This is a genomic window from Mesorhizobium sp. M0938, from assembly GCF_040319125.1.
Lineage (GTDB): Bacteria > Pseudomonadota > Alphaproteobacteria > Rhizobiales > Rhizobiaceae > Mesorhizobium > Mesorhizobium robiniae.
Genome location: NZ_JAMYNS010000005.1, coordinates 118,533 through 141,599, shown reverse-complemented (window position 1 = coordinate 141,599; position 23,067 = coordinate 118,533). Strand labels below are relative to the sequence as shown.

24 protein-coding genes are annotated in these 23,067 nt (G+C 59.5%); 14 read left to right on the top strand and 10 right to left on the bottom strand.

Features of this window, described 5'->3' with window-relative positions:
* Positions 1-1,432 precede the first annotated feature (1,432 nt).
* Positions 1,433-1,651: a Flp family type IVb pilin gene (locus NKH73_RS10615; protein ID WP_352931013.1), complete on the top strand. Its 219-nt coding sequence runs from the start codon at positions 1,433-1,435 to the stop codon at positions 1,649-1,651.
* Positions 1,652-1,733: 82 nt separating this feature from the next.
* Positions 1,734-2,720 carry a phosphatase PAP2 family protein gene (locus NKH73_RS10610; RefSeq protein ID WP_352931011.1) on the top strand — a complete coding sequence of 329 codons (987 nt, stop codon included), beginning with the start codon at positions 1,734-1,736 and terminating at the stop codon, positions 2,718-2,720.
* A 676-nt stretch (positions 2,721-3,396) separates the two neighbouring features.
* Here NKH73_RS10610 and NKH73_RS10605 read toward each other — a convergent pair.
* The 5 genes from NKH73_RS10605 to NKH73_RS10585 are packed head-to-tail and all read right to left on the bottom strand — an operon-like array spanning position 3,397 to position 7,858.
* Positions 3,397-3,918, bottom strand: a complete 522-nt coding sequence (locus NKH73_RS10605; protein ID WP_352931009.1) for a prepilin peptidase — start codon at positions 3,916-3,918, stop codon at positions 3,397-3,399.
* An 8-nt stretch (positions 3,919-3,926) separates the two neighbouring features.
* The gene (locus tag NKH73_RS10600; protein WP_502893893.1) at positions 3,927-4,478 is read right to left on the bottom strand and encodes a tetratricopeptide repeat protein; all 552 of its coding nucleotides are present in this window, start codon (positions 4,476-4,478) and stop codon (positions 3,927-3,929) included.
* A 55-nt stretch (positions 4,479-4,533) separates the two neighbouring features.
* Positions 4,534-5,457, bottom strand: a complete 924-nt coding sequence (locus NKH73_RS10595) for a type II secretion system F family protein (protein WP_352931005.1) — start codon at positions 5,455-5,457, stop codon at positions 4,534-4,536.
* A 44-nt stretch (positions 5,458-5,501) separates the two neighbouring features.
* Positions 5,502-6,473 carry a type II secretion system F family protein gene (locus tag NKH73_RS10590; RefSeq protein WP_352931003.1) on the bottom strand — a complete coding sequence of 324 codons (972 nt, stop codon included), beginning with the start codon at positions 6,471-6,473 and terminating at the stop codon, positions 5,502-5,504.
* Complete coding sequence (locus tag NKH73_RS10585) at positions 6,473-7,858, bottom strand: TadA family conjugal transfer-associated ATPase (protein ID WP_352931001.1); 1,386 nt, start codon at positions 7,856-7,858, stop codon at positions 6,473-6,475. Before NKH73_RS10585 ends, NKH73_RS10590 begins: the two co-directional genes overlap by 1 nt.
* Before the next feature lie 516 nt (positions 7,859-8,374).
* Here NKH73_RS10585 and NKH73_RS10580 point away from each other — a divergent pair.
* From NKH73_RS10580 to NKH73_RS10535, 10 genes are all read left to right on the top strand, one after another.
* Positions 8,375-8,593, top strand: a complete 219-nt coding sequence (locus tag NKH73_RS10580) for a Flp family type IVb pilin (protein WP_352930999.1) — start codon at positions 8,375-8,377, stop codon at positions 8,591-8,593.
* Between the two features lie 96 nt (positions 8,594-8,689).
* Positions 8,690-9,736, top strand: coding sequence for a Flp pilus assembly protein CpaB (cpaB, locus tag NKH73_RS10575; protein ID WP_352930997.1), 1,047 nt, complete (start codon positions 8,690-8,692; stop codon positions 9,734-9,736).
* 21 nt (positions 9,737-9,757) lie between these two features.
* The gene (locus tag NKH73_RS10570; protein WP_352930995.1) at positions 9,758-11,200 is read left to right on the top strand and encodes a type II and III secretion system protein family protein; all 1,443 of its coding nucleotides are present in this window, start codon (positions 9,758-9,760) and stop codon (positions 11,198-11,200) included.
* Positions 11,187-11,471: a hypothetical protein gene (locus NKH73_RS10565; protein ID WP_352930994.1), complete on the top strand. Its 285-nt coding sequence runs from the start codon at positions 11,187-11,189 to the stop codon at positions 11,469-11,471. Before NKH73_RS10570 ends, NKH73_RS10565 begins: the two co-directional genes overlap by 14 nt.
* A 67-nt stretch (positions 11,472-11,538) precedes the next feature.
* On the top strand, positions 11,539-13,077 hold the full coding sequence (locus NKH73_RS10560; protein WP_352930991.1) for a TadE/TadG family type IV pilus assembly protein: 1,539 nt from the start codon (positions 11,539-11,541) through the stop codon (positions 13,075-13,077).
* Positions 13,077-13,610: a TadE/TadG family type IV pilus assembly protein gene (locus NKH73_RS10555; protein ID WP_352930989.1), complete on the top strand. Its 534-nt coding sequence runs from the start codon at positions 13,077-13,079 to the stop codon at positions 13,608-13,610. Before NKH73_RS10560 ends, NKH73_RS10555 begins: the two co-directional genes overlap by 1 nt.
* Before the next feature lie 2 nt (positions 13,611-13,612).
* A complete protein-coding gene (locus NKH73_RS10550) occupies positions 13,613-14,248 on the top strand; it encodes a TadE/TadG family type IV pilus assembly protein (protein ID WP_352930987.1) in 636 nt (211 codons plus the stop codon).
* Positions 14,245-15,408 (top strand): CpaE/TadZ family protein, encoded by a 1,164-nt coding sequence (locus NKH73_RS10545; RefSeq protein WP_352930985.1) that lies wholly within the window; start codon positions 14,245-14,247, stop codon positions 15,406-15,408. The genes NKH73_RS10550 and NKH73_RS10545 overlap by 4 nt, the downstream gene beginning before the upstream one ends.
* Positions 15,392-15,982: a L,D-transpeptidase gene (locus tag NKH73_RS10540; RefSeq protein WP_128172813.1), complete on the top strand. Its 591-nt coding sequence runs from the start codon at positions 15,392-15,394 to the stop codon at positions 15,980-15,982. Before NKH73_RS10545 ends, NKH73_RS10540 begins: the two co-directional genes overlap by 17 nt.
* Positions 15,979-16,569, top strand: a complete 591-nt coding sequence (locus tag NKH73_RS10535) for a hypothetical protein (protein ID WP_352930982.1) — start codon at positions 15,979-15,981, stop codon at positions 16,567-16,569. The genes NKH73_RS10540 and NKH73_RS10535 overlap by 4 nt, the downstream gene beginning before the upstream one ends.
* Before the next feature lie 100 nt (positions 16,570-16,669).
* On the opposite strand, the gene NKH73_RS10530 is transcribed toward NKH73_RS10535, so the two are convergent.
* On the bottom strand, positions 16,670-17,209 hold the full coding sequence (locus tag NKH73_RS10530; protein WP_352930980.1) for a hypothetical protein: 540 nt from the start codon (positions 17,207-17,209) through the stop codon (positions 16,670-16,672).
* A gap of 601 nt (positions 17,210-17,810) precedes the next feature.
* Between NKH73_RS10530 and NKH73_RS10525 the strand changes: the two genes are divergently transcribed.
* On the top strand, positions 17,811-18,488 hold the full coding sequence (locus tag NKH73_RS10525; protein ID WP_352930978.1) for a ribbon-helix-helix domain-containing protein: 678 nt from the start codon (positions 17,811-17,813) through the stop codon (positions 18,486-18,488).
* Between the two features lie 1,345 nt (positions 18,489-19,833).
* A complete protein-coding gene (locus tag NKH73_RS10520; protein WP_352930976.1) occupies positions 19,834-20,097 on the top strand; it encodes a hypothetical protein in 264 nt (87 codons plus the stop codon).
* Between the two features lie 327 nt (positions 20,098-20,424).
* Here the strand turns inward: NKH73_RS10520 and NKH73_RS32570 are convergent, their stop codons facing one another.
* The 4 genes from NKH73_RS32570 to NKH73_RS10500 all read right to left on the bottom strand — a co-directional run bounded on the left by NKH73_RS32570 (position 20,425) and on the right by NKH73_RS10500 (position 23,052).
* On the bottom strand, positions 20,425-21,177 hold the full coding sequence (locus NKH73_RS32570) for a hypothetical protein (protein WP_502893892.1): 753 nt from the start codon (positions 21,175-21,177) through the stop codon (positions 20,425-20,427).
* 44 nt (positions 21,178-21,221) lie between these two features.
* Positions 21,222-21,985, bottom strand: a protein-coding gene (locus NKH73_RS10510) for an IS5 family transposase (RefSeq protein WP_287231268.1) whose coding sequence is annotated in 2 segments (ribosomal slippage) — positions 21,222-21,652 and positions 21,652-21,985 — 765 coding nt in all. Because the reading frame shifts where the segments join, the coding sequence is not laid out codon by codon here.
* Positions 21,986-22,009: 24 nt separating this feature from the next.
* Positions 22,010-22,363: a hypothetical protein gene (locus tag NKH73_RS10505; RefSeq protein ID WP_352930973.1), complete on the bottom strand. Its 354-nt coding sequence runs from the start codon at positions 22,361-22,363 to the stop codon at positions 22,010-22,012.
* Between the two features lie 191 nt (positions 22,364-22,554).
* On the bottom strand, positions 22,555-23,052 hold the full coding sequence (locus NKH73_RS10500; RefSeq protein ID WP_352930971.1) for a winged helix-turn-helix domain-containing protein: 498 nt from the start codon (positions 23,050-23,052) through the stop codon (positions 22,555-22,557).
* Positions 23,053-23,067: the final 15 nt, after the last annotated feature.

Genomic DNA, 23,067 nt, shown 5'->3' with positions numbered 1-23,067 from the left:
AATTTAGTGGTTATTCATAGCGTTAGCAAAATCTGGCAACGGGATCCTGTTTTGCTCGCACCCCTCCAATTCGGCGGTCCCGATCGGCCGGTGGTTCGCATTGAGTCAGTGCGGCTATAAGCAGAGAACAATCTAGTTCCTCAGGGAACGAAACCCCTAGGTCACTCTGAGTTGCCATACGAAGCGACTTCAATCTTGCTGTCTTCGCGGCGCGTTCGGCGCGCTCAGCCTCAGCCATCACCTTCGCGGAGCGACTAACATTCCTATTTTCCAGCCAACACATCTGTTCGATCCCGCGAAAATTTCTTCTCGGACGCTTGCCGTAGTTTTCCAGACAAATCTGCGTGAACATCAAGGCCAGTTCGGATCCGATTCCGCCTTTTCTCTTCGCCATGCCTTCTGTGCCGTCATGCCCTGACTGATTGAGATTGTCGCCCTTCGTTGTGATGAAGTCGGTTCGATCGGTGACGGTAAAACCCGCGCTGCCGCCAAGTGCGGGCCGATCGCCTTAGGAATGGCTGTTGGCTTGGCGCGCGTCGCCAAAGTCGACCCTTGGCTGCCTGACTCGACTCCAGTCGGCAACGGATGCATTGTTGCCTCGGGGAGTGGGAGGAGTGGACAAATCTCGCTACGACAACCGGTCTGGCCAGTGGCGAAATCGCGCTAGACACCGCCGACGCTGGCGACCTTCATGCAATGCAGCCTGGTGGGCGTCGATTGCTGCGGCAAGCGCAATCCTGATTGGCCCTGATCGCCCTCAAAGGCGGATCACCTTAGGCGCACTGCAAGCGTTCATTGCCGCCACCCTAGGTGCCATAGCCACCACGCCAGCACCACCGCGATGGCAGATGTAACGGCAATGATCGCGACGAAGCGAGCGCGCTGCACTGAAGCTGTACGGTGGCGCCTTTTAGTTCTTTCATAGGCGCTGTAAATGCGGCGACCATCCTCCTCAAAGCGGTCGCTGTTTGGGTAAGCCTTCTTGGGCTTTTGTCGCGGTCGAAGTATTCCCATAGCACCAGCCCCTCCCTCCAGCCGATATTATCCTGTTGCTGCTCGCTCGTCACCGGCCTAGCGTCGGCCCTCGGCATAGCCGTGGGGAAGGCAGATCGCGGGCTGGAAAATGCGGAAAGTAGTCGTCTCTCTTGGTGTGCTCCTAGTTATAGCGGCGGGGGCGATTGGCGCGATGTTCGCTACGTCGACAGGGGTTCTCTATCATCAGGCGAAGAGCCCAGCGGGTGGATCCACCTGCCACTATTTCACGGGAATAGGCACGTTCACGACGCCTAGCTATGCGGTGACTGGCTGCCCGCAGTTTATCAGCATTGGGTTCTAGGCGGCTCTAGTCCCTCGTTCGAATGATGCTATCGCATTGGCTCCCGCGCATTTTACTTCCACCGACGTCGACACGTCGGGTTAACAGGGGAAGTCCATGGACACACTCATGACGACGGCCCGGCAGTTTTGCCAAGACGATTCAGGCGCTGCTATGGTCGAATATTCGATCCTCGTCGGCATCATCGCCGCCGCCGCGATTCTCGCAATTCTAGCCATCGGTGGCTGGGTCACTGGTCGCTTTACTGGCCTCTGCGCCGCACTCGAAGCATCGCCGCTCGGCACTTGCAACGCCGGCACCGGTGTTGGTACCTGATCTGACAAGCGCGCTCTAGCGCTCATGGGCATTTGGAAAAGGGTCGGTGTTTCTCGCCGACCCTTTTTCGACCGGGGGAAGCATGCGTTTTGACGACACAGCGAAGCTCGCCAGCACAGTCGGCGTGATCACCATCGGCTTTGTGGTTGCCGACCTTGTGTGGGCGCCTCGCTCCAACGTCAGCCTTGACCCGAGAAGCTACATCGAGTTCGCCAAAGTGATGGCAATGCTCGCCGTCGTCTATGCGATCATGCTGGTGGTCGATCGCCGGATTGCCGGGGACAAAGCCAGGATCGCCCGCATTATTGCTGGCGCCTCGGGTGGCGTGAAATCACTGGTCTGGAATGCTGTCCTGTTCATTCCGCTCGGCTTCGCGTCGGTCTATTTCATGTACCTGGCCGCCGCGACGAGCCAGCCCTTGATGGATCAACCCCTGGCGGTGATCGATGGGCAGATCGGGTTCCGCTGGCGGGCATTCCTCGAGTTGACCAACTCCTATCCGCTCGTCGCCAAGGCCTTGGTCTTCGCCTACCACTCAGTCGGGCCGCAACTGCCGCTGCTGTTCCTTTTCCTGGCCTTCACCGGGCAGCGCCTGCGATTGACCGAGTTCATGGCGATGCTGGCAATCTCTTCGGTGATTACTGCGGTAGTCATGGCCTATGTGCCGGCCGCCGGCGCCTACGCCTATTTCCAGCCAAGCGCGGCCGATTATAGCAACTTCACCGCCCGCGCAGGGATGTGGCATTTCAACGAACTGATGCGGATCCGGTCCGGCGAGCCGTTCAGCTTGCTCGTTACTCACGCCGAAGGCCTGGTGACGTTCCCCTCCTATCATACCGCGCTCGGCATGATGGTCGTCTACGCGCTCCGAGACACGCGCGCCGCAATGTGGCCGGTTGCTGCCTTGAACGCTGTGATGATCGTCTCGACGCTGCCCGAAGGCGGCCATCACCTGATCGATGTCATCGCCGGCGCAGGCATCGGGCTGGTCACGATCCTTGCGGTTCGGTCCTTGCAGGCGCGCCGACGGACTTCGCTGCGATTGATGACATCGGAAGATCGCCTATAGTGAAAACCGCGCCATTGAACCCGGCGCGATTGCGATAATGGGAGTGTCCGTCTTTATGAGCTTCCGAGCAGGCCTGTTATCGGCCGAGAGAGAGTCGGCGTTCGTCGTCCCGGCCTCTTTCTACACGAACGATACAGCAACCAGAGCCTCAAAGCCGGCAGACGAGGTTTCCTGCACGTTATAGATGGCAGTGGCACTCAGGCAAGTTGCATGGGCCGCTGCCCGCACGCATGGCAGCCAACGTGCCTGTCGGACTGGCCCTTCGGCGTCCAGCGAGACACCAGAGAATGACATAGCTCCTGTCGATGGTTCGACGCCGCTTGCCGATGCGCCAACGCAGCCATCGGCGCTTACTGTGAGCGTGCTGATCGTCAATTCCCGCGGCCGTTTTGACATCGACGCGCGAATTCGAGGCAGAGCCGGTGATCGTATACACATCGATGACCGAGCGGGAATGTGCGCCCGACCCGTCGCGATAATGGGAATACTGCCGCCCCTCGCAATCTCGCGAAAGACGACGCCAGTCTACCATGGTGTTGCCGACCTGGCCAGCGATGGTGCCGTTGGTGCCGTCGATGCCACGGAAACGATCGTTCTCTGCGTGGCAGCTACTCACACTGTGCGGGCAAACGACGACAATCTTGTTTCCGGCACTTGCCGGTTTTTCAGTTACATTTCAGGTTGGCACTCCGCCGTGGACCCTCAGGTAGCTATAAATCTGAAACGCTATCGTGCAGATCGCTGCGAGCGAGATCGGCACGCCAAACGGCACAACGCCTTTGCGATCCAGGTGCTGAACGTAGAGGCGGAAGGCGCCCGCGGGCAGGATGAACGGATTTTTCACGATCAACGCCGTGGCGAGGGCGAAAAGAAGCAGCAGCACGGAAAACACGAGGAGGCCGCTGCCGCCGATCAGAACCGGCACCACCGCCATCAGCTTGACATCGCCGGCCCCGATCTTGCGCATGGCCCAGAACGGAAAGAGCGCAACAAACAACAAGAGACCCCCAAGCGCGCTCAAGCCCATGTCCCACCACGATCCGGATTGAACCGACAGAAGCTGCAGCGACCCCAAACCCAGGCAAAGCAGCAGCAGCACATTCTGGTTGGATATCTTTTGGGTGGTGAAGTCGAGCCAGGCGACCCTTGCCAGCAGAGGAATGGCTAGTCCCTTCAGCAGCGATGCGGCGAGCAACATGCTATCGCCTATCGCTCGAGATTCTTCACGCTGGACGACAGGAGCTGCAGATTGTTGGCCACGGTCGGATCATTGGGCGCCAGCTCATAAGCCTTGAGGAAATTGCTGCGCGCGTCCTGCAGCTTGCCGCGCAGCAGATACGAATAGCCGACATTGTTGTAATATTCGGGTGTCGCGCCTAACAGCCGGAAGGCTCGGGCGTAGGCCCGGTCGGAGAGGTCGAAGCGGCGGATGCGATCGCTGCAGGCGGCTAGGCCCATCCAGGCACCACCATCATTGGGCGCCAGTTGCGTCGCCTTGTAGAACAGGGCGCCGGCATTGCCGTAGTTTTCCGCGCGGAACTGGTTCTTGGCTTCGGCAACCGCCTGGTCCGAGGCATAATACTCGACGTCGCTGACCGTCTTCAGCCCGTCGAAGGCATCGCCAAAGGCCGTCACGTCGCCTTTCGCTGGCTCGTTGGTACGGACGACGCCGCTGGCACCAGCCCCATTCGCCTGACAGCCGGAAAGCACGATAAGCAGCAGGCTTGCTACGGCTGCGAGGCGCATTGGCCCTGTCATTTCGTCCCCCAAAAGAGTTCTCCGACTCCGTATCTCGACCAAAGCACATGATAGTCTAGAAGAAAATGCCCCTCATTCGAATGATCACCGGCAACATGATGACCATCAACACGACCGGGAAGATGCAGAGCCCCAATGGAATCATCATCTTGACCGGCAAAGCATTGGCGCGCTCTTCGGCACTCAGAATTCTCTGGCTGCGCATTTCGTCGCTGTAGACGCGCAAGGCGTCGGTGAGACTGGTGCCAAGTTCTTCCGACTGCCTGAAAAGCACAGCCAGCGCCCGCGCCTCGTCAAGACCAATGCGGTCAGCGAGTTCGCGCAAGGCCTCGCGCAACGGCTTGCCGGCGCGCAACTGCAAAGTCATGATCGAAAGCTGGATGCCGAGCCATCTGTGGGTGCCAGCCAGTTCACCGCTGACACGCTCGACGGCCGCCTCGAGGCTCATGCCGGCGTCGGCGCAGGTTATCATCATGTCCATGAAATCGGGAAAGCCACGACGATAGATCCGCTTTTGTGCCTTCTCGAAGCGATCGAGCAGAACGCTTGGAACCACGATGCAGGCGAGCCCAAACAAAGCGGAGCCGGCAAAGGCTACGAAAGCGGGCAATTCCGGCGGGAGGACTCGCGACAGTAGCGCATAGGCAGCCAGAAAGCCGACACAGACCGCGCCAAGTCGCGACAAGGTGTAAATCAGTGGCGCGCTTGACTGATAAAAGCCGGCGCGAAAGAGCTTCGCGTCCAAGGCGCTGGGCTCGTCCCGCTCCTTTTCGATCGATCGAAAATATGCCTCCACTGGCCGCTGCGCTGCGATCTTGGCAAGTTGTTCCTGTCCAACGAGCGAACGGCGATCGGCAATACCTTCGGCCATCAGGCTTTGTGTGACCAGCTTCCGCGTCTGCAGCGCCGGCAAAAACACGAGCGCGCCGAACAGAAAGAGTGCCACCGACGCCACGAAAACGGCAATGGAAACCAACATACTCAGGTTCTGGAGGTTCGAAAACAAGTTACGCTTCGCTCCTGTCAGAAATCAAAATTGACCATTCGATACATAATGAAATCGCCCAACAGCGCCCATGTCCCGAATATCAGGAACACAGGCAGGATGACCGGATTGTTCCAGACGGTTCCGTAGTAGGCTGGGGCAAGTATCTGAAGGATCAGGAACATCGCGACCGGGAACAGTGAGATGATCCATGCCGACACTCGGCCTTCGGACGAAAGCGCCCTGATTTTCATTCGCAGTTTCTGCCTCTCGCGCAACACTGACGACAAATTGTGTAGAATCTCGGTGAGATTGCCGCCGGTCTTGGCTTGAATGGACAGCGACACCGAAACCAGATGAAGACCTTCGAAGCCGACGCGTTGTGAAAGCTTGCGCACGGCTTGTTCAATGCTGAGTCCAAAGGTGATTTCGTCGGAAACGATGCCGAATTCGGTGCCGAGCGGATCAGGCATTTCGCGGGCGACGAGACCAATCGCCACCGAAGCCGGATGTCCGGCGCGCAGTGAACGAACGATCATGTCCAGCGCATCCGGAAGTTGTTTGGCGAATTTCTGGATCCGCTTGTTGCGGGCGCGCCGAAGAACAAGCAGCGGCAGTACAAATCCGACCACCAGAAAAACGATGAGCGACACCAAGGTCGAGAAACCCAGAAAGATCGACAACAGCGACGCCAATCCCAGGCCAGCGAGCAGGAAGGTCGCGGCGAAAGACAGCGGGTTTCCGGTGATACCGGACTGGGTATAGAGCCTGTTCAACCCGATCAGGCCAAAGAGAAAGTCGCCCGAGTCCGTCAGCCCGCGTTCGCGCAGCAATCCTTGCAAGGTCAGTTGGGCCGGAACCTCATCAACCAGACGCTTCATCCGGCGGTTAATCGTTCTGACTCGCGAGCGGCGCTTGGCAAGGGAAAAATACAGCGCCTCGCCAGCGAGAATCGTCGAGGCGGCCGCGAGCACATAAATGAAGTAGAGCAAAGTCTGACCGGTGGGCATCAGAGCGCAACCTGCGGATTGAAGGCGTCCTTGGCAAAATGGTGGCCAAGCGTCGCCGCCTCCGGGGCAAAGCGGGGACGAACGCCGGTGGCGCGAAAATCGCCGACGATTTTGCCCTCCGGCGTCACCTCCCGGCGGACAAAATGGTAAATTTCTTGAAGCTGGACGACATTGCCCTCCATGCCGGTCAGTTCGGAGATTGAAACGACCCGCCTTCCACCGTCCGAAAGACGCTGCGTCTGCACGATGATGTCGATGGCCGATGCAATCTGTGCCCGAATTGAGTCATGGGTCATCGGCATGCCGGCCATGCCGACCATCTGCTCGAGGCGGGAGATCGCGTCGCGTGGCGTGTTGGCATGGATGGTGGTCATCGAACCTTCATGGCCGGTGTTCATCGCCTGCAGCATGTCGAAGGCTTCCTCGCCGCGAACCTCACCGACGATAATGCGGTCGGGCCGCATGCGCAGCGCGTTCTTCAGCAACTCGCGCTGACGAACCTCGCCCTTGCCCTCGACATTCGGGGGGCGCGTCTCAAGCCGGCCGACATGCGGCTGCTGCAATTGCAGTTCCGCGGCATCCTCGATGGTGATCAGGCGCTCCTTGGCCGGGATGTAGCCAGACAGAGCATTGAGCAATGTCGTCTTGCCGCTGCCGGTGCCCCCCGAAACCAGGATCGACTTGCGCGACTGAACCGCGATCCGCAGCAGGTCGATCATCGGCTGGCGAATCGAATTGAGCGCCATCAGGCGCTCGAGTGAATAGGGATTCTTGGAGAATTTGCGGATCGACACCAGTGGGCCATCCACCGAGATCGGCCGCACCGCGATGTTGACGCGGGACCCGTCTTCCAGGCGCGCATCCGCCATCGGCGCCGATTCATCGACGCGCCTGCCGATCGCAGAGACGATCTTGTTGATGACGCGCAGAAGGTGCGCCTCGTCGCGGAAGCGGATCGCCGTCTCCTCGATCACGCCGCGCCGTTCGATGAAGACGCGCTTGTGGGTATTGATCAATATGTCGGTGATCGAGTCGTCCTTGAGCAGCGGTTCGATCGGCCCAAGGCCCAGCATCTCGTCGGCTGTCTCACTGGTCAGCCTGTCGAGCTCACGCGCGTTCAGCGGCACGTTGCGGCCGCGAACGAACTCGCGCACGATCGGCCGGATCTCGTTCAGGATCTCGTCCTTCGATGCTGTTTCAAGCGCGGCAAGATTGAAGCGGTCGATCAGATGGCGGTGGAGCTCGACCTTGAGCGTCAGGAAATCGTCACCTTCCGATTCGATGTCGGCTGCAAGGGAAAGCGCCGCGGCTGGCAACGTCACGATCGGCTCAACCTTTGGCTCGACCCGCGGTTCGCTTGGCCCCTTGGTGAATCGGCCCAACATGATGCTTTTTCCCCGTTTAATCCCCACACCGAAACTAAGCGTTAACCACGGATGACACAAGCGCCAGCCACGCACCATGCAATTTAATACTTCAGAGATAGTTAAGATCAAGCATCAGAAAACGCGAAGTTTATTTGGTCAGCGACGCTGTCCTAATGGAACACGAGGACTCGCACAGTGCTTTTCTGCCACAAAGCCGTCATGGAGCCCGCCTAAGGCCTTAGATATAAAGGAATATGCACTGTCACTAATGCTGCCCCAATTCCGCCATACCCACGGCCAAATTGTGAACGAATGGTTAAGAGGGGTAGAAAAATCAGCCGAATCAATGTCTTGGTCATCGCTTAAGCAGAGATATTATTGCACCCGCCATGTATAGGATAGTTAAGGATCGGTTAATCCCGTTTGACTCTGATTTTCGTCGGGACTTAGATCGAGATGACGGGGGATGCTCAGGTATGGACTTCATCCTTGGCTCGTCTCGTCGGGTTCGAACCTCCAAAGGGAGAAATTGGCATGAAAAAGCTCATGACGATGACCCGGCAGTTCCGCGACGACGAAGACGGCGCTGCCATGGTCGAATATTCCATACTTGTCGGCATTATCGCCGCAGCGGCGATACTTGCTATCCTGGCGATCGGCGGCTGGGTGACCGGTCGTTTTACCGGCCTATGCGCCGCTCTGGAAGCGTCGCCACTCGGCACATGCAACGCCGGCACTGGTGTTGGTACCTAATCGCCTGATCACGCTCAGGCCCGGGTCGCATACGATCCGGGCCTGAATCTAATCGCGACGGGTGAATTCCCGCACTTTAGACTTGGGGTTGGGGCTATGCGCGCGAATACACTTATCATGATCGTTCTTGCGGGCGTGTTCGGCGTCCTGGCGGTGGTGCTCGCCAATGTCTGGCTGGCCAGCCAGCGTAGTGCTATTGCGGAAGCCAACGGAATCCAGCGCGATACGGTTGTGGTGGCAGCGGTAGCGCTGAAGTTCGGCGACACACTTACCGTCGACAAACTGCGCGAAATCGCCTGGCCGGCGGGTGCGGTTCCGGCCGGAGCTTTTAAGACGACGAAGGAGGCGCTGGCCGGCGAAGGCACCAAGCAAGCGCTGCAGGCGATCAGCGTCAACGAGCCTGTTCTCGCCACCAAGATCACCGGCCCCGGCCAGCGTGCCACGCTCTCGGCAGTGCTTGGCGAAGGTATGAAGGCCGTCTCTATCAGGGTCAACGACGTGCTCGGCGTCGCCGGATTTGTCTTTCCTGGCGATCGTGTCGACGTGCTGCTGACGCGCACAATGCGCGGCGATGGTGGCGCGGATAGGAGTTTTGTCGACGTGCTGTTGCAGAGCATGAAAGTACTCGCGGTCGACCAGGTCGCCGACGAAAGCACGGAGAGTCCGACGGTGGTGAAATCGGTCACGCTCGAGGCCAGCACCAGGGACGCCCAGAAGCTTACACTGGCCGCCGGTGCGGGCCAGCTGTCGTTGGCGCTCCGCCAGGCAGCTGCCAGCGAGGGCGAGACGACCCAACGCATCACGCTTTCCGACCTGACCGGCGACACGCCCGCCGACGTCGCCGCCAAGGAGGCCGAACTCGCCAAGCAGGCAATAGCCGAGGCTGAGGCCGCAGCCGAGCGCAAGCGCGCGGATGACAAGATCAATGGTCTTACCCAGGCCGTGGAACGTGTGGGTAGCAGGCTCGACCTGTTGAGCAGCACAAAACCTGCTCCGGCAGTGGCCTCAGCACCCCAGGTGCAAGAAGTAGTTAAGGAAGTGATCAAATATGTGCAGCCGGAGCCGCCGGCGCGTGCGACAATCGGCGTTTTCAGGGGTGTGAAGCTCGAATCCTACGACGTGCCGCGACAAAAATTACGCTAGGGTATTAGGGGGGTAGTCTAGATGCGAATGTTCCGGGGACCACTGGCGGCTGCCGCGCTGGCCTGTTCGGTCATGCTATTGCCGATCGATCTTGCTGCTCATGCAGCCGACCGCAGGATCGATGTATCGAACCCCAGCGTTCACCGTATTTTCCTGCCCATGTCGCAGTCGGTGACGATCCAGGTGAACGCCACTCTCGGCGACATCGTCGTCGGCGACGAGAAGATCGCCGACGCCCAGCCAATGACCGACCGGACGCTTTATGTCATCGGCAAGAGCGCGGGCACCACCACCGTCAACCTCTTTTCCGAAGACAAGCGCTCGCTTGGCGTGATCCAGATCGAGGTCGGCGTTGACGTGAGCGACATGGCGCAAGCGATCCGGCAGGTGGCTCCCAGCGCGCGCATTGATATCGGATCGGTCAACGGCAAGGTTAGGCTTGGCGGCCACGTCAAGGACGGCGCCACGCTGGCGGCGATCATGCAGGTTGCCCAGCAATATGGCCCTGACGCGATCATAAACGCCGTGACCGTCGACGACAGCCAGCAGGTTAACCTGGAAGTGCGGGTGCTGGAGGCCAAGCGCAATGCTGGCCGCGATCTTGGCGTCTCAATCAGGAGCACCAATGGCAGCGGCACGACCCGAACCGGAACCGGCATAGCCGCCGTCGACGAAGACAATGTGGTGCTGGGGCCGGGGGACCTGGTCAGCGGCGTCCTATCGAACACCAACCCGTTCGCGGCGCTGATCGCCCGCGTCATCGACAGCAACATCAAGGTCGACGTGATCATCGAGGCTCTCGAGGCCAAGGGCGTGGTGCGCACCCTTGCCGAACCCAACCTCACCACTCTTTCCGGTGAGGTCGCCAGCTTCAATGCCGGTGGCGAAGTGCCTATCCGCCGCCTCGTCGACGACGAGGTCGTGATCGAATACAAGCAGTTCGGCGTCAATCTGCTGTTCACGCCCATTGTGCTCAACGACGACAAGATCAACATCAGACTGGCGCCGGAAGTCAGCGACCTGACCGGCTTCACCAACGCCGGAGACCCGATCTTTACCAACCGCAAGCTGTCGACCGTCGTCGAATTGCGCGACGGCCAGAGCTTCGCGGTCGGCGGGCTTTTATCGAGCAAGAACACCAAGATCCAGAGGCAGGTGCCGTGGCTCGGCCAAGTGCCGATCGTCGGGACGCTGTTCCGGAATTCGAGCAACCAGAAGGAAGAGACCGAACTGGTTGTGATCGTGACGCCGCGTATCGTGCGACCGGTAAAGCCCGGCGAACAACTGGCGACGCCGTTCGACAAGACACGGCCCGCAAACGACCCGGAGCTCTTCATCCTCGGTCAGCTCGAAGTGACCAAGGACATGGTTCGCAAATATGAGCTCGGCCAAGGCGTGATCGGCCCCTATGGCCACATGCTCGACCTGAAATCCAAGGACAAAATGATCTATGTCAAGAAATAGCGCTTTGATCCTGCTTTTGTGCGCCGGCGTGCTGACGGGCTGCGCCGCCGACTACCTGAACAATTACGACACGGTGACACTGGCTGCCGGCGACACACAGAAATACAATTCGTTGCTGCAGACGGTCGATCCGCTCAATCCGGCATCCAGGAACACGAGGATAAAAGGCGACGGCGTGCGCGCCGCCGCTGTTGCCCAGAGCTACAAGTTTCCACCGCCGCCGCCGCCACCGCCGGCCATCACAGTCAATGTCGGCGACACCGGGAATTGAACAGAAGGATGCGGTTTTCAGCGCGTCAGGCAAGGCGACTGGCGTCAGGGGAGCTAAGAGTAGGGCCATGTTGCGGATTGTTCGCGCGTTCTGGCACGATCAGAGGGGAATAGCGCTGATTCTGGTCAGCGTCACGCTGCCGGCGATCATCGGCTTTTCGCTGCTGGCAATCGATATGAGCCGGGTCAACAACCTCCACAACGATCTTCAGAAGGGCGCTGACGCGTTTGCGCTCGCGGCGGCAGCGGAACTGGACGGAAGCAGCGGTTCCTGGGCGCGGGCCGAACGCGCCATGGCGACGCTCGTAGACAATGAAAGCAACTTCTCCACGGCAGGCAGGTTCACTCTCACCTCCGGTCAGCCGGGAGGCACCCAACGCTGCAACACTGCTGGCAACATTTCCTGGTGCTTCCTCAAAGCGATCCCTGCCAACGACGGAACCAAGATCACAGCCGCCAATCAGGCCAACTATCTTGCAGATGCCAACCTGGCGGTCGGACAGGCGGAAACACGGTTCATCCAGGTGACAGTCGCTCCCCAAGGATTTGCCGCCATCTTTCCCGCCTCATTTGTGACATCCGGCGCCAGCGACAGCTTCAATGTCGGGGCAGTCGCGGTAGCTGGCTTCACCTCCGGCGTCTGCGATTTTACCCCGGTCTTTATGTGCAACCCCTATGAGATGAGGCCGGACGGGACCAACGACGCCGGCAATGTAACGCTTGAGCAGGCGGTCACAGACCCGGCGGTTCACCGCCGGCTTATCGAGTTGCGCAAGGTCGGCAACGGCGCCGCATCGTTCCCGGGCAACTTTGGTTTCCTTGAGCCTCCTGATGGCATCGGCAATGGTGCCCAGGCGCTGGCGCAGACGATCGCGACATCAAGGCCGATTGGCTGCTATAATTCCGCAAGCGTTGATACAAAAACCGGTCAGAATGCCGGCCCGGTGCAAGACGCCTTCAATGTTCGTTTCGGGATTGGAGCTAACGGCAACCACTTCAACAGCCCCGAGTACGGTCCCGCCGCCAATGTTCGAAAAGGCGCGATACAGACCACAGGCAGCACCAATCAATGTCCTTCCATGAACAGACTTTCATTCACCGAAGCTGGAACGATGGGCCTTCCGCGCGATGCGACCACTCCGTATCTGGGCGGCAGGATGGGCGACGGAAATTGGAATTTCTCCGGCTATTGGAGCACCAATTTCGGGTCCGCTGCCTATCCAGCGTCATGGGACACGACCAAGCCGACGCGCTATCAGGTTTATCGTTACGAAATATCGGCCGGGTTGGTGGGGACCGCATCGACCGGTGGAGAGACCGGAACGCCGTCGGCGGCTTGCCAACCGCCTGTTACGACGGTTGATCGTCGGTTGCTTTATGGCGCCATTTTGAATTGTCGTGCACTGGAAGCGGATCCGGACGTGCACCTTTCTGGCCATTCCACCGATCTCCCGGTTGAGGCGTTTGGAAGTTTTTTCCTCACAGAACCGGTCCCATCCCCTTCGGAGGATGCTTCGGTCATGGTCGAATTGGTGGACGTAACCGGCGGTGCCGGCCAGGGCACGCTCGACAATTTCCTTCGCGACGAAGCCCAGCTCTACCGGTGATGGCGATGATCGCAGCGCTGTACCATCATCTCCACAGATTTCGACGCGAGCAGGGCGGCACGGCTCTCGTCGAAATGGCGCTGATCGCGCCGCTGATGCTGATCCTGTCGGCGGGCGTGTTCGAGTTCGGCAATCTGATCCACCAGAAGCTGCTGATGGAGGCCGGCCTGTCTGACGCGGCACGCTTTGCCGCGCGCTGCAACAGCCAGTTGTATACCCAAGCCGGGCTGGCCGCGATCAATTGCGCCGATATTGCCACAAACATCGCGGTGTTCGGCAATGCTGCGGGGACAGGGAATAGGCGCATCGTCGGCTGGCAGAAGGCGAATGTGACGGTGACCATTGCCGCTTCAGGCTCGTGCCATGACGCCGTGGTTGCGGGTGTCACCCGATATCGCTCTACCACCCCACAGGTCTGCATCGTCAGGGCGGCGGGGACGTTGGCCTATAATGGCATTGGAATGCTGTCGCTGGTTGGCATTGGCCCCATGTCGCTAAATGCCTCTCACGAGCAGCGGTTGATCCGGTTCTGATCATGATCAGGGGTTTCGCAAAATCGGAAGGTGGCGCGACGACGGTGGAAATGGCCATCGTATCGACACTGCTGTTTGCCCTTGTTCTCGGCTTCGTCGATTTCGGTTACGCCCTTTATCAGTGGAACGCTGCCAACAAGGCGGTGCAACTCGGCGCACGTCTGGCCTCGATTTCCGATCCGGTTGCCACCGCACTGGCTACAGCCGCCCCGACGACAACACCGGGCGCCCCGGTGGTTGCTGCCGCTTATGGACCCTTCGCCTGTACATACGCCGCCGGCACGGGCGTTTGCAGCAATGGCGGCACAATCAACGCCGCCAATTTCAGCCGCATCTTCCGCGGCGATACGGCTGTCACTAATGACGACGCCTGTGTCCCCCTGGCGACAGACCAGCGGCCGGGTATGTGCCATTTCTTTTCAGGCCTGCGGCGCGACAATGTCGTCATCACCTATTCCGCCACCGGCTTGGGCTACCAGACCCGGCTGGGCGGACCGGTGCCGACAATCAGCGTCAGGCTTCAGAATCTGACCTTCCAGTTCTTCTTCCTCGGCGGCCTGCTCGGATGGGGAAACCTCACCATGCCCTCGATGCTCAGCACGGTCACGGGCGAAGACCTGAGGAGTACATCCCCATGAATGCCATCGACACCAAGGTTCTCCCGACCAAACGAAAGCAAGTGGCGTTGTTCTCGTCGGATCCGCAGTTCAAGCGCGAGGTGGCGACGCGGCTCGATGCGTTGGCGATCTACGATGTCAGGATTGCCGAGACAGCTGAGTTCATCAAGGGCCCGCCTGCCGAGACGCGGCCGGGCATCGTCATCCTCGACCTTGGCAATGGCGAGCTGCTCGACAATGCGGGAATAGTCGCGGCGCGCGCCTTATGGGCGGCCGTGCCGCTGATTGCGGTCTCCGACGAGTTGACCTCCGAAAAGACGCGCATCCTGGTTCGCATGAACGCCTCGGACTGGCTGCACAAGCCGCTCGACGCCAAGGAGCTGCTGAACGCGGTCACCTTCCACGACACCGGCAACCAGGGCACCAAGAGCCGCATCGTCACTTTCATCAGCGCCAGCGGCGGCGCCGGAGCCACGACGCTCGCTTTGTCGGCGGCGGAATTCCTGGCGTCGAAATCCACCGAACGTGCGGCTTCAACCTGCCTCGTCGACCTCGATTTCCAGAGCGCCAATTGCGGCGCTTATCTCAACCTGTTCAACCAGTTCGACCTGGCCGGCATCATCGGCCAACCGGAAAGGCTCGATGTCGAACTGATGGACGTCATTAAGCTCTCTCGCCCGTCCGGCCTGACGCTCTATGCCTTCGAGAGGCCGCAACTGCCGTTTGAGCCTCAGGGCGCCGATTTCGTGTTCCGGCTGCTGGACCTCGTCGCCTACCGGTTCGACGACATCGTCATCGATTTGCCGAATATCGAAACCCCTTGGCAGAATTCCGTGCTTTCGACGAGCGACGAGATCTTCATCGTCTTCGAGCTCAACGTCGCCTCGCTGCGGCAAGGCAAGCGGCTCTACACGAAGATTCGCGAGCTGCGCGGCAATTCGGTGAGCATCACGCTGGTCGCAAACAAGCATAAGCGCAAATGGTTCGGCAACCACTTTTCGCGCAGCGAACTCGAGAAGATCTTCAGGGCGCCGCACATCAAGTCGGTTAGCTTGGACAATGCGCTGCTGACCGACGCGCTGAACCGGGCGATCCTGCCTTCCGAAGTGGCTGGGCGGGCGCGCTTCAACAAGGACCTGAAGCGGATGTTCAAAGAGCGGCTCGATGACGCAGCCCGGTAGATACCGCATTGTCCCGAGGCTTGCCGGCGCCTGCATCATGGGCCTGGCGTTGGGGATGCCGGCCTGGGAATTCGCCCATGCCCGATCCGCGCTGTCGGACCGGCCGCCGCTGCCGGCAATGGGACCCAGCCTGCGCAAGGCGGTTGCTCTCCAAACCGCGGAACAGCCCGGTACGATTATCATCCGCAAGGACGAGAAGGCGCTCTATCTGGTAACCCGGCAGGGTCAGGCGCTGCGCTACCAGATCAGCGTCGGACGCGACGGCTTTGGCTGGACCGGCATCGTTAAGGTCGGGGCGAAAACGGAATGGCCGGAATGGCGCCCGCCCAGGGAAATGCGCGCCCGCCAGCCGGAGCTGCCGGAAATGGTGCCTGCCGGTCCCTACAATCCGCTCGGCGCCAGGGCACTCTATCTGCTGCGGGACGGGCGCGACACGCTCTACCGCATCCACGGCACCAACGATCCCAAGGGCATCGGCTTCGATGGAACATCGGGATGTTTCCGTCTTACCAATACCGATGTGATCGATCTCTTCAAGCGCGTCTCGGTTGGCGCAAAGGTGGTGGTTCAATGACGATGATCAGCGACCCGGATATACCAGCGATCGACATTGGGCCGGTAACCCACACTGAAGAGCAAGCTGCAGTGGGGAAACCAAGCAATGCAAGGATGATCGGGGCTGTCGCCGTCGGCGCCTTGCTGATCACGGCGGTGAACATAACGGCCGCGGTCTATTTCTACCACGGCATCAACGATCTGCGCTTTGTCGAACGGCGGCTGGAACAGCTCGGATCGTTCGAGCAACGGATCGCAGCCCGGCTTGATACGGTCAACAACGGCTTTCAAAGCCGGTTTGAAAAACTGGACAGCCAACTGCAGGGCAGCTTCAACGAAGTCAAAGGCAGTATTGCCCGGCTTGAACAGAACCCGCCCCTGGACAGTGACGACGACATGTCGAGCGTGGCGGAGCCTTCCGTGATCACGACCAGCACCATGGCGGAAGCGGCCACCGATCCCGAAGAAGCGACCGAACCCAGTATCGTCGATGTGCCGCGCCCGCTCAAAAGGAAGATCGCGGCGGCGCTGCCTCCTGCCCCGAACTCCTCCTACCAGCGCATAGTGCAGCCGGACGGCAAGGTCCACTACAAGAAAATCAATTAGAAGCGACATCAAGAGCGGTATTGCGTTCAGCTGCTTGCCGAGCTGCCGTCATCCTGGTTGGCAATGCCGATCGGGAGCGAGACGGGCTGTGCCCTGGATCCTAGAGATCCCGCTGCAGAGCAAAAAGCCGTACGGCGAGCGCTTCGGAACGCTGTCGCGCTTCGCCGAGAAACGCAACATGACAGTAGGCGCAGGCTGCAGTGCCTAGAAGCAACACCAGGCTGTTCTGCCATGTGAAATCGAGGACCAGTGAGAATGGATGGCCGCTGGGCGCGGTGAATGCCGCAATCGTGCTCGCTGTTTCAGAATGGCTGCTGGAAGCGATCATCAACCCGGCGAAAAGCAGAGCGATGTGGTTGGCAAGAAAGAAGAACGCGGTCGATTTTCTCGTCCGGCAAGCTATCCAGCAGACGATCGATGCGGCGATCAGGATAGCGGCATCAAGGATCATTGAATCGCTCAAATAGAGGTCGACCTGCTGCCAGAACATCGTCGACAAAGGGCGCAGTTCAAGCCAGACCCGCCACATGGCGGGGCTGGCCGGATAGGTTCCCAGCAGGAACGTCGCTGCTCGCTCCCCTGCAAGAATCAGAAGGATGAGAGCCGGAAAGGCAAAAAGCAGTAGCGGCTTGCGCGTCATGTTCCCTCGACAATCGACAAGCAGAATAGACTGCAAAGATTGCGCGAGGCTTAATCGAAGGCGTGCTCTTCCCGAACAGAGGCGCTTCTGAGCCACGCCCCCGAGGATTCGCGGCGAGCAACATTGGTCAAAGGCGCAGGGCCGCCCTGCCAAAACCGTACCGAGCCCCTTGTTTATGTGCCATTTTTGTACATTCCGAAACTTGTCTCCCGAATTCGATCCTTAGCCGGCGCTAAAAATCAATAAACACTCACATATTCGAAGAATTTGTCGGATAATCTGTCAAAGCTCAGTGAGAAGGCTTGGCCATATAAAATGCAGGGCAGAGCGTGGGCGGGGGTAGAAATGAATACGACAATCAAAGTGGCCATTGGCAAGCGCCTTGGCCTCCTGATCACATTTCGATGTTGGCTCGCGGGAGCGCTAGTGCCCTCACGCTCAAGGAAGCGACGGCCGGTGTCGCGAGAGACAAATCGACGCTCGAACGGCATGGCAAGGCTTCATCCGGGCAGGATCTGCTCTGTCGACATCAGGACCGGACGCAAGACGATCCTGAGTTACCTTTTGAAGCCGATCAACAAGGCGCGACAGGAGGCCATGAGTGAGCGCTAGCGCCACCTCTCCCCCCAGCAATCCCGATCCGCTACTCCTGCCGCTCGCCAAGGAGGATTTTGGCCTGGAATTTCGAGTTGTGGCGCGTGGCGGAACGCGCCGCGGGATCCGCCTGGAGCGGGCTTTTTGGATATCGCTGAAGCAGATGGCTGAGAGCCGGAAGTGCACCATCGGCATGCTCATTGATGAGATAGCCGAAACTCAGGCACAGAAAGGGAACCTGACATCGGCGATCCGGGTAGCCTGCATATGCGGACAGGCGAAGGAAAACGTGACGTTGAGTAAGCTTGCGTCAATAACGACAATCAACGCCATACTGGTTGCCTGCCCGTCGCCTGCATTTGCCTTGACGTCATCGAAGAAGATCCTGACCTTCAATGCTCCATTCCAGCAACTGGTGAAGCGCCAACTGCCTTCCAGATCAAACGATGATGCACGGCCCGACCTCAAACTGGCGCTGGACCTCAACGTTGCCGACATTTTTGCGCGTCTCGACCTCAACGGCGAAACTCCGGTCACCAGCGGTTTTGTCATCGGCGCCGGCGAACGCCAGTACCGTGGTCAATTGAGCGCCGTGCGGGCGCCGGTGATCGAGCCGGAACTGCTGATGGCGTTCGTCTTCGGCCAGACCGGTTCGAGCAGTATTGAACGGTTCAATCCTGGCTGAAGACACTTCGCGCGATTTTCACAGCGATCATGTTCGGCTCCGGACCTTCGCCAGGAGCAACCGTTGCGAGCCGCCCCTGATGTCGGCCATCTGGGCTCCCCGGCTTTTGCGCGATAGATCCACGCCTGCCGGTGTTCGATAACCAAACGGAATACGATCCGGAACGCAAAGTCCTCTCAGTGCGGTTCCTGTCCAACTGGAAACGGTGGTGTTTGACGGCGTGCCGCCGGAAGACTATCCGTGCGAGAGACGTTTCACCTATCGATCGAGTTTCAACGGCTCATGGTCGGGGAGATGATGATGCAGCACCTCGCGAAGGTTCCGCTTGTCGAACGTCTGGCCACAACCGGGGCAGAATTCCAAATGCCCTGCTTCATCGTTTGCGGGCGGCCCGTGGCGCCTGCCCTTGGTGCCGGTTGCGGGGTAGTTGGTTCGATCTCGTTTCACGTTGGTCGCTGCCGAACTGTGATAGCAATGGCCCGACAGCCTATCGGGGGTGACCAGCGGGCCGCCGGGCCTAGCCGGCGAGCAGTTGGGTCGTTTGCCGGCTGGCGCGAGTTATAAGCCATTTCATGCAAGATTGCTAATTTAGTAAAATGGTCATGATCCGATCCAGATTCTCGGCCCTATAGACGGCCGCGTTGTTTGCTTTGCGCCCGCGAGCCGACGGGGGATTGAGCGGCGTACAATTGAGCGCGAAGAAAGGTTGTAGGTGTCAGCGGCACCTCAACTGTTAATTCGCTGCCCAGGGTCCAGAGGGTAAGCAACGTCATACTGCTTCGTGGTGCCATGAAACGCTGAAAAAACCCGCCAGCGGGAGAACACGGTTAGAGAATTGTTGGCTAAACTGCTGGATCTCCTTACAAAGTTGTGCTCGATAGGAAACGACTTGGGACGTAACGAAGAGTTAGAGTACCAGACTACGAATCTGGGGGTCAGGAGTTCGAATCTCTTCGGGCGCGCCAATCTTTCAAAGACTTCTCGGTCGGTTGTCCCTCTGTGTTCGGTGTCCTGGGTTGGGTTGGAGCGCCGGAGAAACCTTCGTACAATTCAGTGCATCCTAGAGGGTTCGGCCGAGGACTGCTCCGCCCTCTTGGCTGCTTTCTCTGTATCTTTGCGGCCAACTCCACCGAAGTCGCTGGCCAAAGTGCTCCAGCGTTCCGGAACACGGTCGACGAGGCCTGCTGTTTCCTAAGTATTACAAGATACTCTGCTGCGGTTTCGGGCCGTCTGCTGTCCTTCCGGTTTCGGGCGCGAATGTCCAATCGGCATCAAGCGGCGCGGTGTCGAAACTCGGATCGTGCTTACAGATGGATCTAACGGCAAACGTGAACACGATTGCGCTTTGATCGACTTTCTGCGCCGCGCCCACTTGTACCTAGGCCAACTTACAGACGGAGCCGGCCGCAGCCTCACCGAGGTTGCCAAGCTTAACGACACCAATACTTCTGAGGTAAGCCGCATCCTGCCCTTTGCCTTCCTGGCTCCGAAAATTGCGGCCAGCATCGTTGCAGGTGATCAACCTGTCGAGCTAACGACGCACAGGCTCTCGCGGGTCTCGGCGCTGCCGAACGCCTGGGGTAGCCAAGCCACTCACCTCGGCTTCTGACAGCATCACCAGTGCATCTGACCCCAACGCCGACCATCGCTTTGGCAAACACTTGGCTACGCAATTTGCCCGACAGAGACGGACGACTAAAAGTCGGGTGTTTTGGGCGGTCACTGTGGCGTCTCAGCCAAGAGCTGCCCACGACCGGGCGCTACCCCCCGGAAATGTCGACTCTATTCTGAGACGGTTGAAAAACCCGGAATTCGGGCGGACTGAATGGTGGGCCCGGAGGACGTATTCAAACCTTTGATTTCATTATCTTTTTTGTGGGCACAAGGCAAAGGTTCTTCCCGTATCGTTCCGTATGGTTCCGCCGCAGCCGCCCGCTCAAATTAGACGGTCAACGCCTCCTTCGCACCAAGAGCGGACAGCCTGCGCATCGACTTCTAACGTCTTGTTTGGATCGCAAGCAGACGGACCGCTGCGTGCGCCCGCAAAGCGAATAGCCGCCATACAAAGTCTCGTACTGGCTCTCCGCAACGGATACCGGATCGCTATGTCGGCCCCAGCGTCAGCGAACGCCGTTCTAATTTCGTTCGAAACCGTGGTGGCCTTCCGGCCCTTGAACGGCGAAAGATACTGGATCGCGATGTGGCCGAGGCCACCTGCGCTTTCGTGCACCAGGACAAGGTCGCTGGACTTGACGTTTCCATCGTCAAATACGGCTTCCAATGCGGTCAGACCAACGACTGATAGCGCCGCGGCCTGCACGAAGTCCAAACGCGTCGGCATCCTCGAGAAGTATGCCCCGCGGACCACCTTGTATTCGACGTAGCTGCCCCGAGCGTCTACCGCCACTAGGGATTTGGCGACGAGGTCAGCGAGATGACCCGGCACATCGCGTTCCGCGGCATCCGGACCCGTTGCGACGGCGACTGCCGCCTCCCGCCCGAAGTCTCCTGCGAACATTGCGAGCCGGCGCAGAACCCTCTGCTCACCTTTCGATAGCGCCCCGTAGCTCCAGTCGATCATCGCTGCCAGGGTTTGATGGCGGGGGAGAGCGGTACGCCGACCACCCGTCAGCAGCCGCAGACGGTCATTCAGAAGCTCCGCGATACCGCGCGTGCCAAAGGCCTCCACCCGCGCCGCGGCGAGCTCGATCGCGAGGGCAATTCCATCTAGGGTCAGGACTCATTGATCCAAAAGATGAATGTGGCGGCGAAAGCGATAGCGGACAGGAAGGTGTGAGCGCAACGGTCGTATCGGGTATGAATGCGTCGCCAGTCCTTGAGGCGGGCGAAGGTGTTCTCGATCTTGTGGCGTTGGCGGTAGAGAACCGGATCGTAGTTATGCTTGATGCGGTGCTTTGCATGGGGCGGAATGCACGGAGTGATGCCGCGCTGGACGAGGGCATCGCGGAAGCCGATCGAGCTATAGGCACGGTCGGCGAGCAGATGGCGGGCTGGCGGCAGGTGCTCGAGTAACGCGGCGGCTGCTTTGTGGTCGTTGGCCTGGCCTTCGGTCAGGTACAGCAGCAGTGGACGACCCTTGCCATCGCAAACCACCTGTAGCTTGCTGGTCAGGCCGCCTCGGCTGCGTCCGATACATCGGGGTAGAGCCCCTTTTTGAGCAGGCTGGCGGCGGTGCGATGTGCCTTCAGGTGTGTCGCATCGATCATCAACTGGTCCGGGTCGCCGGCCCGAGCCGCCAGTTCGGCCAGGATGCGGTTGAACACGCCCATCCGGCTCCAGCGGATGAATCGGTTGTAGATCGTTTTGTGCGGCCCGTAACCGGCCGGAGCATCCCGCCAGCGCAACCCATTGCGGATGACGAACAGGATCCCACTGAGCACCCGCCGATCATCTACCCGAGGCACGCCGTGCGACAGCGGGAAGTACGGCTCGATCCGCCGCATCTGCTCCGGTGATAACATCAGCAAATCATCCATCGTGGCACCTCCGCCAACAATGAATCAGCCACTCACCATCAACTCAGGCGGATTAATAGGTCCTGACCCTAGCTGGCGGCATATATGCGCGACCACAGGAGCTTCGTCATCGTTGAACGAATACTCGCTCCCGGAAGAGGTCGCCCGCTCGACGAACAGTCGAATGGCGGGATATTCCAACGCGTCGGCGGCAGTCAGGCCGGCAGCGGAAGGCGGCATGTCGAGAGGGGGGAGCCTGTAGACGCTTTCGCCCTCCACCCGCAACGCCTCGCGGCTGGTGGCAAGGATGGTAATTTCTGGTGCTTCCCGGAGCAAGGCCTCCGCCAGACGGGCAGTGGCTTCGAGAACGAGTTCGCAACTGTCGAGCACGAGCAGCATATGTTTCCCGCGAAGGCGCCCGATGAGGCTCGCGGTCGGATCCCCCAATGTCTCCGGGAGGCGAAGCTGTGAGGCCAAGACTGAAGGGACGAGCTTGGGATTCGTGATCGGGGCAAGGTCCACGAAGCAAATGCCATCTTTATGCGATGACAACAATTGTTCTGCCACGCGAAAGCCCAGGGTCGTCTTGCCTATGCCACCTGGGCCGACAATTGTGACCATACGGAACCGTTGAAATCGCCCTTCGACGATCTTGATCGCTTCGTCAGTCCGATGGGGTGCGTGAGCTGTCTTGGAAGATTGTTCGGGGCCGTTATCGTCTGGGGCTCGTGTTCAACATGAGAGCGGGTGAGAGGAGCAATGAACCGATAGCCTCTTGATGGAACGGCGACGATGTATCGCGGAGCGGCTTGATCGTCGCCGAGCACCCTGCGGAGCAATGCGATCTGAGCTCTGAGATTCGACTCCTCCACCGTGGCGTTGGGCCAGGCTCTCGCGGTCAATTCATCCTTCGTTGCCAGTTCGCCGGCATGCTCGGTCAACGCGATGAGTATCTCAAGCGCTCGGGAGCCGATCGTGACGGGCTCATCGTTCTTGAGAAGAAGATGTCGCTCCGGATAGAGCAGGAATGAGCCAAAGGCGAACGCCGAATCTGCCACGGTTGGGCTCGGGGACGCATGCGCTTGCATTCCTATCCTTCCCTG